A 9,164-nucleotide genomic window follows, 5' to 3' on the forward strand; every position below is an offset into this window, starting at 1 on the left:
CGACGCTGCCGGCCGATGCGCAGGGCGCGCGCGCGGCCCATTCCAGCGCGTCGTCGAGGCCAGCCGTCTCGACGATGAAGTAGCCGCCCAGGTGCTCGTGGGTGTCGGCGAAGGGGCCGTCCTGCACCTGCCGTTTTCCGCCGTCCACGCGCACATGGGTGGCGGTGTGCGGCGCCTGCAACCCGTTGCCGCTGACGACGACGCCGCTTTGGTGCAGGGCGCCGACATAGGCGTTCCAGGCGCCCCAGTAGGCGGGCGCCGCCTCCGGGTCGTCGCGGCGGCCGATTTCGGCGTCGGTCTCCTTGAAGATGAGCATGTACTGCATGGTGGTCTCCTCAGCCGGCTCGCGCACCGTGCGCGGTCCTGAAAGGGTGATGCGCGGCGAGCGGCCGGATCGACAGCAACACAGAAAAAATTTCGCGACCAGGCTCAGACCGGGTTTCTGACGTCCCGCTGCTTTCCTGGACGGGTCTCACCCCCGCCGCAGATCCGGCGGGGTCGCCTCGTCCGTAAGGAGGCGGATGGCCTCCTCGACGCTGACCACGGTCTGGGCCTGCGAGCCCAGGCGGCGGATGGCGACCTCGCCCTTCTCGGCCTCGTTGCGGCCCACGACGGCGATGACCGGGACCTTGCCGACCGAGTGTTCGCGCACCTTGTAGCCGACCTTTTCGTTGCGCAGGTCGGTTTCGACGCGCAGGCCCGCCGCGCGGAATTTCGCGGCGACGTCTTCCGCATAGCCGTCGGCGTCGGAGGTGATGGTCGCGACCACGGCCTGGACCGGCGAGAGCCACAGCGGGAAGGCCCCGGCGTAGTTCTCGATCATGATGCCGATGAACCGCTCGAAACTGCCCAGGATTGCCCTGTGCAGCATGACCGGCCGGTGCTTCTGGCCATCCTCGCCCGTGTATTCGGCGCCGAGGCGTTCGGGCAGGACATAGTCGAGCTGGATCGTGCCGCAGGTCCATTCGCGGCCGATGGCGTCCTTGACGATGAAGTCCAGCTTGGGGGCGTAGAAAGCGCCGTCGCCCTCGGTCACGACCGGCTCCGTCCCGGCGGCGCGGGCCGCCTCGGCCATCAGGGCCTCGGCCTTGTCCCAGAACTCGTCGGTGCCGGCGCGGTTTTCGGGCCGGGTGCCCAGGCTGATGTAGGCGGTTTGCATGCCGAGGTCGGCGTGGACGCTGCGGGCCAGCTTGATGAACTCGGCCGTCTCCTCGACGATCTGGTCCTCGCGGCAGAAGATGTGGGCGTCGTCCTGAGTGAAGCCGCGCACCCGCATCAGGCCGTGCAGCGAACCGGACGGCTCATAGCGGTGGCAGGCGCCGAACTCGGCCATGCGCAGCGGCAGTTCGCGATAGGACCGTTGGCCCTGATCGAAGATCTGCACGTGGCCCGGGCAGTTCATGGGCTTGAGGCTGAGTTCCTCGCCCTCAACCGTCTCGCAGACGAACATGTTGGGGCGGTACTTGTCCCAGTGGCCGCTCTGTTCCCAGAACTTCCGGTCCAGAACCTGGGGCGTCTTGACCTCGACATAGCCGGCGGCGTCCAGGCGGCGGCGCATATAGGCCTCCAGCACGCGCCACAGGACCCAGCCCTTGGGGTGCCAGAAGACCATGCCCCGGCCCTCTTCCTGCATGTGGAAGAGCTCCATGGCCTTGCCGACCTTGCGGTGGTCGCGCTTCTCGGCCTCCTCCAGGCGCGTCTGATGGGCCTCAAGGTCCTCCTTCGTCGCCCAGGCGGTGCCGTAGATGCGCTGCAGTTGCTCGCGATTGCTGTCGCCGCGCCAGTAGGCGCCGGCCAGCTTGGTCAGTTTGAACGCCTTGCCGACATGGCGCGTCGAGGGGAAGTGCGGCCCCCGGCACAGGTCGATCCAGTCGCCCTGTCTGTAGAGGGTGATCGTCTCCGTCCCCGGCAGGTCGCGGATCAGCTCGGCCTTGAACTTCTCGCCCCGGTCCTCGAAGAATTGGATCGCATCGGCCCGCTCCCAGACCTCGCGCTCGAACCTGGCGTCCCGATCCACGATCCTGGCCATCTCCTTTTCGATGGCCGCGAAGTCGTCGGTCGAGAACGGCGTCTCGCGGTAGAAGTCGTAGTAGAAGCCGTCGTCGATGGCGGGACCGATGGTGACCTGGGTCCCGGGGAACAGGGTCTGGACCGCCTCGGCCAGGACGTGGGCCGTGTCGTGGCGGATGGTGTAGAGGGCCTCCGGGTCGTCGCGCATGATCAGGCGGAAGGCTCCGCCCGTCTCCAGCACGCGGTTCAGGTCGCGCTGCTCGCCGTTCAGTTCGGCCAGAACGGCCTTCTTGGCCAGGGACGGCGAGATGGCGGCGGCCACGTCGCGGGCGGTGGAACCGGCCGGATATTCGCGCACGGCGCCATCGGGGAATTTCAGTTCGATCATGGGACGGGTTCTTTTTGGGCGGTCTCGACTGGCGGCACCGGGTCGTATCCCGATCCGCCGAAGGGGTGGCATTTACAGAGCCGGCGCATCGTGAGCCATCCCCCTTTGACCGGTCCGTGCTGGATCAGGGCGTCGCGGCCATAGTCCGAACAGGTGGGCAGGAAGCGGCACGACTGGCCGAAAAAGGGGCTGAGGGTGACCTTGTAGCCGCGATGCGCCGCGCGGACGCCGCGTTCGTAGAGGCTCTTTCTGGAGGTATCGGCGCCGGGAACCATTGCGGGGCTTATCCCCCGCCGGGGCGAGGGGGGCAACCGCTCAACCGGCGTTGCGAGTTCGCTTGTCGTCCGGCGCGGTTTCCATGCCGAGGACGCAGGGCAGTTCATAGTGCCGCATGGCGTCGGCCACCGCGTTCAGCGTGGCCTCGATCGCGACCATGGTCGAGGCGTGCCGGGCCGGATAGTCGGCTACGACCTTCAGCAGGCGCAGCCCCTCGAACCGGCCGGTCGGCCCCTCGCCGCCGAACTTCAGCATGGCGGTCATGGCGTCGCGGGCGGCGCGGATTTCAGGGACGGTCGAACCAATAACGGATTCGCCGAGCACGGCCGCCGCCGCCTGGCCCAGGGCGCAGGCCTTGATGTCTTGGGCGAAGTCCCGGATCGTCACCCCGTCGGCGTGCAGCAGGATGTCGACCGTCGCCTTCGATCCGCACAGCTTGGCGACCTGTTCGCCCGTGCCGGGCCAGCCCAGCACCGGGCCGGAGAAGTCCAGCCGACCGCTGAACGGCAGATTGGCCGCCAGCGACAGGATGCGCGCGCTGTAGAGGTCATCGATCATGGCCCGAAGATAGGCGCTCCGTTCCCGGGAAGAAAGAGGAGCCGCCGCCCAGCCGCGCCGGAGCCCCGACCGGCTTTCCGGCCGAACGACGCGCTTTTGAGGCCAGGAAGGCGGATTTCTGGTGGATCAGCCATTGGACCTGTGATCGTCTGACGTCCTCGGCATCCGGAGGAGTGAGCGATGTCTGTTCAAGCCATAGCCGCGGCCCTCGCTCTTTTGACGGGCTCGACGACCGAGCAGCAGGAGCCGCAGCCGACGTCCCCGGCCGCACAGCAGGGCAGCGTCGTCGATCTGGGCGAGATCGAGGTCGTGAGCGAGCGTCTGTTGAGGGAACGGGTCCAGTCTTTCACACGCGAGGCGACAGCGCCGCCGCCGGGGCGGCCTCTGGCGAGATGGGACCGCCGCGTCTGTGTCGGCGTGTCCAATCTCGACGGGCGGTACGCGCGGTTCATGATCGACCGGGTGGTCATGCTGGCGAACGATCTCGGGCTGGAAACCGGCGAACCGGGCTGCAGGCCGAACATCATCATCGCCGCAGCAGCGGACGCGAATGAGCTGGCGCGGGGTCTGGTGAAGGATGACGCCTTCAGCTTCCGCCCGGCGCAGAGCGGGGCCTCGCTCGGCGAGGCGGCTCTCGCGAGGTTCCAGAGCACCGACGCGCCGGTGCGGTGGTGGCACGTGAGTCTGCCGGTCACGATGGACGGCGGGGATATCGCGCTCGGCCTGCTCGGAGATTTCGAGTTCGGTCCGGAAGGCCCTCAACCTCTCAGCGTCAGGGTGCGTGAAGTCTCTCGGCTGCGCGCCAACACCCGTGAAGACCTGCAGCGGGCGACGATCATCATCAATACCGAAAGGGTGGGATTCGTCGGGTTCGGGGCGCTCAGCGACTATGTGGCGATGGTTGCGCTGGCCCAGATGGCGCCCGAGGCCGACACCTCCGCCTATGACACGGTGCTGAACCTGTTCAGGCCAGGTGCGAACCGTTCGGCTGGCCTGACCCAGTGGGACCGGGACTATCTGAAGGCGCTCTATTCAGCCCGTCGCGACTATGCTCGTCCAACACAGCAGGTTCGAGCCATCGTCAGTGAAGTGATCGCGCAGCACGATCAGCGTCCACAGTGAGGCGCGCCGCGGTCGGCTCAACCCGCTGACTGCAACACGGCGACGAGAGCGGGCCAGACCGTTCCATGACAATCCATAACAATTTTGTGGTCGGGCGTGATTTGCCGCGAGAGGCGTCGCTGTGGATTTTCAGCGCCTTCCTCCACTGACGCCGCGATTTGGCGGTGTCCCGAATGTCATCCATCGACGGCTGACCGCCGTTGTCATTCCCGTTGTCAGACCCGGAGTATCGGCATGCGCCGCAGCCTTCTCATCGCCACGTCCGTTCTCGCCGTCTCGGCCGTTCCCGCGCTCGCTACGGCCCAGGATGCGCCGCCGCCCGCCGCGCCTGCTCCGGCGACGCCTGCGCCGACCGCGTCGGCCGTGACCGACGCCCAGCTGGAGGCCTTCGCCGCCGCCATGGTCAAGGTGCGCGAGATCAGCGCCGGGGTGCAGGGGGGCACGCCCACGACCGAGCAACAGGCCGGCATGGCCGCCGCCATCGAAGCCTCTGGCCTCGGTATCACCCAGTTCAACGCCATCAGCACCCAGGTCTCGGCCGATCCGGTGATGCGCGCGCGTCTCGCCGTCGCCACCGCGCCGGAGCCGGCTGCAGGTTCGGTTGCGGCGGGCGTATCCGACGCCGAGGTCGAGAAGTTCTCGGCCGCCATGGTCAAGATGCGCGAGGTCGCCCCTGAAGCAGGCGCTACCCCGACCGCCGATCAGCAGGCGGCCATGGCCGGGGTGCTGGAGGCTTCGGGACTGGAGATCGCCCGCTTCAACGAAATCGCCACGGCGGTCTCCAGCGACGCCCACCTGCGGGCGCGGGTAGAGCTGGCTGACGCCCGGCGCGGCGTCGGGGCCTGAGTCTCAAACCCGAAGGGCCGCGCCGGTCAGCCGCCCTGTAGCGACGACCAGGTGCGGCCGGCCGTCTGGGGGGCGCCGGGCGTGGTCTTGGACCGGAGCCAGGCCAGGTTGCGGTCGGCCTGTTCGGGCGGCAGGTCGCGGCGGATGATCCGCTCGGCCTCGTCGGTCTTGCCTTGAAGGCCGAGGACGAGGGCGAGGTTCAGCCGCATCTTCGGCGTGGCGCCCGGCTGGGCCACCGCCCGGCGCAGGAAGGTCTCGCCGTTCGCCGCGTCGCCCTTTTCCGTCAGGGCCATGGCGACATTGGTCAGGATTTCGGGATTGTCGGGCGACAGGCGCAGGCCCGCGTTCCAGGCCTCGCGCGCATCCTCGTCGCGCTTGACCTGCTGATAGGCGACGCCCAGCAGGGACAGGGGGCGCCAGTCGCCGGGGGCCTGGTCGCGCGCCTGTTCGAGCGCCGCGATGCTGTAGAAGCCCTGACCCCGCGCGATGTGGGCGCGGCCGACTTCCAGCATGGCCTCTATATTGTTCGGCTGGCTGAGCAGCAGACCCTGCGCCGTCGCGGCGGCCTGGTCGTACTGGCCCATTTCACGCAGGGCCTGGGCGACCCGGACCCCGGCGACGGGATCGGCCGGGTTGATCTCCTGTTCGCGGCTCCAGAAGACCGAGCGGGTCAGGGGGTCCATGCGGTCGGCCTGGGCGCGGGCGTCGGCCGTGGCCGGAACGCGCGGCGCCGGAGCCGGGGAGGCTGCGGCCGGTGCGGCGGGCAGGCCCTGCATCTGGGCGGCGGCAGGCGTGGCCAGGCCGACAACGGAGGCGGCGATGAGGCCGGAGATCATCATTGCAGCGGCGGCGGCGGTGCGCGACATGGGACGGGTCCGTTTCAAGACGTCGGGGCCAAGGATCGCGCCTCTGCGTCAAGACATGGTTAACGACACCCTAAGGAACCGCCTGAGATGAGCCGTCACGCCCCCGTCCTGATCGCCGCCTCCGATGACGCAAGGCCGGTCCGGCTGATCGCGCCGGGGACCGTGCTGGAGGGCCGTGTCGGCGCCTGGGCCGCCGCCAACGCCTTCACCGGCAAAGCGGGTCAACTGTTGCTGGTCCCGGGCGAGGACGGCGCGGTGGTCGAGGCCCTGTTCGGCACGGGCGCGGCGTTTGATCCGATGAGCGTGCGCGGGCTGGCGGCGCGGCTGCCGGGCGGGACGTGGCGACTGGAGGGCGTGGGTGCGGATCAGGCCGGCGCGGCCGCACTGGCCTTCGCGCTCGGAGGCTATGTCTTCGATCGCTACAAGTCGCGGCCGGACGGCGAGCGGCCCGTGCTGGTCGCGGGCGAGAGGGTGGATGTCGAGGCGGTGGTGAACATCGCCGCCGCCTGCGCCCTGACCCGCGAGATGGTCGACACCCCCGCCGCCGACATGGGGCCGAAACAGATCGAGACCATCGCGCACGAGATCGCCGAGGCTGCGGGTGCGGCGTTCAGCGTGATCGAGGGCGAGGCCCTGCTGGAGGAGAACTATCCGGCCGTCCACGCCGTGGGCCGCGCCGCCGCCCCGAACCGGGCGCCGCGGGTGATCGAGATCGGCTGGAACCTGGACCGGACGGACCTGCCTCTGGTGGCCCTGGTCGGCAAGGGGGTGGTGTTCGACACCGGCGGGCTGGACCTGAAGCCCGCCGCGGGGATGCGCAACATGAAGAAGGACATGGGCGGCGCGGCCCATGTGCTGGGTCTGGGGCGGCTGGTCATGCAGGCCGCCCTGCCGGTGCGACTGGTGGTGCTGGTCGCGGCGGTGGAAAACGCGGTCTCGGCCGACGCCTTCCGGCCCGGCGACATTCTGTCGAGCCGCAAGGGCCTGACCATCGAGATCGGCAATACGGACGCCGAGGGGCGGCTGATCCTGGCCGACGGCCTGCAACGCGCCGCAGAGCACGACCCCGACCTGACGCTGGATTTCGCCACCCTGACCGGAGCGGCGCGCATGGCCCTGGGGCCGGAATTGCCGCCGATCTATACGGACGACGAGGCCCTGGCCGCCGACATGCTGGCGGCGGCGACGGCGGTGGCTGACCCTCTGTGGCGGATGCCGCTCTGGCCCGGCTATCGCGCCTCGATCGACAGCGAGATCGCCGATGTGCGCAATGATTCGGCGGCCTGGGCCCAGGCCGGGTCGGTGACGGCGGCCCTGTTCCTGCAGAAATTCGCGCCCACGACCGGCGCCTGGGCCCATCTGGACGTCTTCGCCTGGAACCCCCGCAATCGACCCGGCTGGCCCGAGGGCGGCGAGGCGCAGGGGTTGCGCGCGGCCTTCGAGATGTTGTCGCGGCGGTATCCGAAGGCGGGCTGACGGCGGAAGGCAGTTGGTGGTTCGGCGTCGGCGTTGCTTCCGCCGGAAATCACCGCAAGACGACGCAGATCACGGGAAAGGCTGGCTCCAGCACGGGATCAGGGCGTTGGCGACCTCCGTGCCCCAGACCGCATAGGCGTTCACGCCCCAGACCGTGACGTCGGGCCCGCCGGCGACCGTGAAGCTGACCATGGCGCGGAACCCATGGAGCATGATGACGTTCGGCGGAAAGGGATCCTCGCGTGACAAGGCCGCCGAGGGCGCCGGGAGAATCGGCGGAAGGTCCCGAAACTTTGTCGCCACGTCCTTGAGACCTGGACAGTTGTCGGATGTGACGGTCTCGGCGCCGTGAGGCGAACGGCGCACGGCCTGCCAGGACCGTTCGGCCCAAGATTGCCGATTCGGAGGCATCTCTCCGCCGATCATTGAGAGGGTGATCGTCTGGGCCTGGGCGTCGCCGGGTTGTCCCAAGGTAACCGTCGCCAGGGCGCGGGACGTATATCCGTCCTGTCCCGCGACCAAGGCCAGGATAGTTGCCGTGAGTAGGTTCATCAGGCGCCTCCTGCCGAACGACGAGGGTGGGGCCATCGGCGTCTTCGCGCAAGGAACGCATCGCCGCCCCTAATTCTGTTGCGCGCTGTTAACGCCGGATTCGACTCTGGCGCGGATGATGTCGGCTTAATCGGACGGACCTGTTCTTGACCCTGTTCGCGGACCTCGACCCCAGGACGCTACTCGCCCGGCCGGATCTGGCCGAACAGGCGGTGGAAGGCGTCGTGCTGGCCGCGACCTATCGGCCGACCGTCGCCATGCACGGCCGGTTGGCTGTCACCGACATTCAGGCGGACGCCGCGCGCGATTCGGTCCGGGTCTGCCAGCTTCTGTTCGGGGAGGCGTTCGACGTCCTGGAACGCCGTGACGGTCGCGCCTGGGGCCGGGCGCGGCGGACGGGTTCGGTCGGCTGGCTGGATATGGACGCGCTGAAGCCCGGCGCCCCGGCGGCCCGGTTCACGGTCTCGGCCGTGGACGCCGCCCTGCCGCTGAACGCCCTGATCCATCATGACCTGTCGGGCATCCCGGCCGACCATCTGAGCGCCATGGGCGACTTCGCGGCCGACCCCGTAGAGGTCGCCGAACGGATGCTGGGCGTGCGCCATGGCCTCGGCGCGCGGTCGTCGCGGCTGACCGACTGTTCGGGTCTGGTGCAGACGGCCCTGTTCGCCTGCGGTCGGGCCTGTCCGCGTCATTCCGACGATCAGGCGAGGCTGGGCGAGGCCGTGGCGCGGGGCGATCTGCGTCGCGGCGATCTGGTCGTCTGGCTGGCGCCCGAGGGCGAGACCGGCTTCACCGGCCATTCCGCGCTTGCCCTGGACGGCGAGCGCCTGATCCACGCGACCGGCCATCACGGCGGCGTCGTGATCGAGGACCTGGCTTCGGCCGAGGCCCGCTATGCGGCAGACGGCTTCTCCGCCCCGCAGTTCCGCCGGCTCTAGCTCCAAACAGAAAGGGCGGCCCGAAGACCGCCCTTCCGTCATTCAGAAATTAGCCGAAACCTATTTCGCAGCGGGCGCAGGCGCCGTGGCGGCCGGCGGAGCGGCGGGCGCGGGCAAGGGCGGTCACGT

At 69.2% G+C, this 9,164-nt stretch carries 10 protein-coding genes; 4 read left to right on the forward strand and 6 right to left on the reverse strand.

The window, feature by feature from the left end; translation table 11 throughout:
- From ACT6QK_RS14060 to ACT6QK_RS14075, 4 genes are all read right to left on the reverse strand, one after another.
- The coding region (locus ACT6QK_RS14060) for a YciI family protein (RefSeq protein ID WP_444598450.1) at positions 1 to 325 on the reverse strand (325 nt) is incomplete at its 3' end.
- Between the two features lie 147 nt (positions 326 to 472).
- Positions 473 to 2,398, reverse strand: coding sequence for a threonine--tRNA ligase (gene thrS, locus ACT6QK_RS14065; protein ID WP_444598451.1), 1,926 nt, complete (start codon positions 2,396 to 2,398; stop codon positions 473 to 475).
- Positions 2,395 to 2,673 carry a membrane protein insertion efficiency factor YidD gene (gene yidD / locus ACT6QK_RS14070; RefSeq protein WP_444598452.1) on the reverse strand — a complete coding sequence of 93 codons (279 nt, stop codon included), beginning with the start codon at positions 2,671 to 2,673 and terminating at the stop codon, positions 2,395 to 2,397. The genes thrS and yidD overlap by 4 nt, the downstream gene beginning before the upstream one ends.
- A 40-nt stretch (positions 2,674 to 2,713) precedes the next feature.
- Positions 2,714 to 3,232 (reverse strand): iron-sulfur cluster assembly scaffold protein, encoded by a 519-nt coding sequence (locus tag ACT6QK_RS14075; RefSeq protein ID WP_444598453.1) that lies wholly within the window; start codon positions 3,230 to 3,232, stop codon positions 2,714 to 2,716.
- 216 nt (positions 3,233 to 3,448) lie between these two features.
- Here ACT6QK_RS14075 and ACT6QK_RS14080 point away from each other — a divergent pair, with 216 nt between their 5' ends.
- Entirely contained in the window at positions 3,449 to 4,354 is a 906-nt protein-coding gene (locus ACT6QK_RS14080) for a hypothetical protein (protein ID WP_444598454.1), read from the forward strand.
- Positions 4,355 to 4,588: 234 nt separating this feature from the next.
- The gene (locus tag ACT6QK_RS14085) at positions 4,589 to 5,200 is read left to right on the forward strand and encodes a DUF4168 domain-containing protein (RefSeq protein WP_444598455.1); all 612 of its coding nucleotides are present in this window, start codon (positions 4,589 to 4,591) and stop codon (positions 5,198 to 5,200) included.
- A gap of 26 nt (positions 5,201 to 5,226) precedes the next feature.
- On the opposite strand, the gene ACT6QK_RS14090 is transcribed toward ACT6QK_RS14085, so the two are convergent.
- Positions 5,227 to 6,066, reverse strand: a complete 840-nt coding sequence (locus ACT6QK_RS14090) for a tetratricopeptide repeat protein (protein ID WP_444598456.1) — start codon at positions 6,064 to 6,066, stop codon at positions 5,227 to 5,229.
- Between the two features lie 87 nt (positions 6,067 to 6,153).
- Between ACT6QK_RS14090 and ACT6QK_RS14095 the strand changes: the two genes are divergently transcribed.
- Positions 6,154 to 7,542, forward strand: coding sequence for a leucyl aminopeptidase family protein (locus ACT6QK_RS14095; RefSeq protein WP_444598457.1), 1,389 nt, complete (start codon positions 6,154 to 6,156; stop codon positions 7,540 to 7,542).
- A 69-nt stretch (positions 7,543 to 7,611) separates the two neighbouring features.
- Here the strand turns inward: ACT6QK_RS14095 and ACT6QK_RS14100 are convergent, their stop codons facing one another.
- Complete coding sequence (locus ACT6QK_RS14100) at positions 7,612 to 8,094, reverse strand: hypothetical protein (protein WP_444598458.1); 483 nt, start codon at positions 8,092 to 8,094, stop codon at positions 7,612 to 7,614.
- A 146-nt stretch (positions 8,095 to 8,240) separates the two neighbouring features.
- On the opposite strand from ACT6QK_RS14100, the gene ACT6QK_RS14105 reads away from it, so the two are divergent.
- Positions 8,241 to 9,035 carry a C40 family peptidase gene (locus tag ACT6QK_RS14105; protein ID WP_444598459.1) on the forward strand — a complete coding sequence of 265 codons (795 nt, stop codon included), beginning with the start codon at positions 8,241 to 8,243 and terminating at the stop codon, positions 9,033 to 9,035.
- Positions 9,036 to 9,164: the final 129 nt, after the last annotated feature.

Source organism: Brevundimonas sp., assembly GCF_052436175.1.
Classification (GTDB): Bacteria; Pseudomonadota; Alphaproteobacteria; order Caulobacterales; family Caulobacteraceae; genus Brevundimonas.

Bases quoted from the DNA above. Each gene is read 5' to 3' on its own strand.
- ACT6QK_RS14085 (WP_444598455.1), top strand. From the start codon at position 4,589: ATGCGCCGCAGCCTTCTCATCGCCACGTCCGTTCTCGCCGTCTCGGCC.
- thrS (WP_444598451.1), bottom strand. From the start codon at position 2,398: ATGATCGAACTGAAATTCCCCGATGGCGCCGTGCGCGAATATCCGGCC.
- ACT6QK_RS14095 (WP_444598457.1), top strand. From the start codon at position 6,154: ATGAGCCGTCACGCCCCCGTCCTGATCGCCGCCTCCGATGACGCAAGG.
- ACT6QK_RS14100 (WP_444598458.1), bottom strand. From the start codon at position 8,094: ATGAACCTACTCACGGCAACTATCCTGGCCTTGGTCGCGGGACAGGAC.
- ACT6QK_RS14075 (WP_444598453.1), bottom strand. From the start codon at position 3,232: ATGATCGATGACCTCTACAGCGCGCGCATCCTGTCGCTGGCGGCCAAT.
- yidD (WP_444598452.1), bottom strand. From the start codon at position 2,673: ATGGTTCCCGGCGCCGATACCTCCAGAAAGAGCCTCTACGAACGCGGC.
- ACT6QK_RS14090 (WP_444598456.1), bottom strand. From the start codon at position 6,066: ATGTCGCGCACCGCCGCCGCCGCTGCAATGATGATCTCCGGCCTCATC.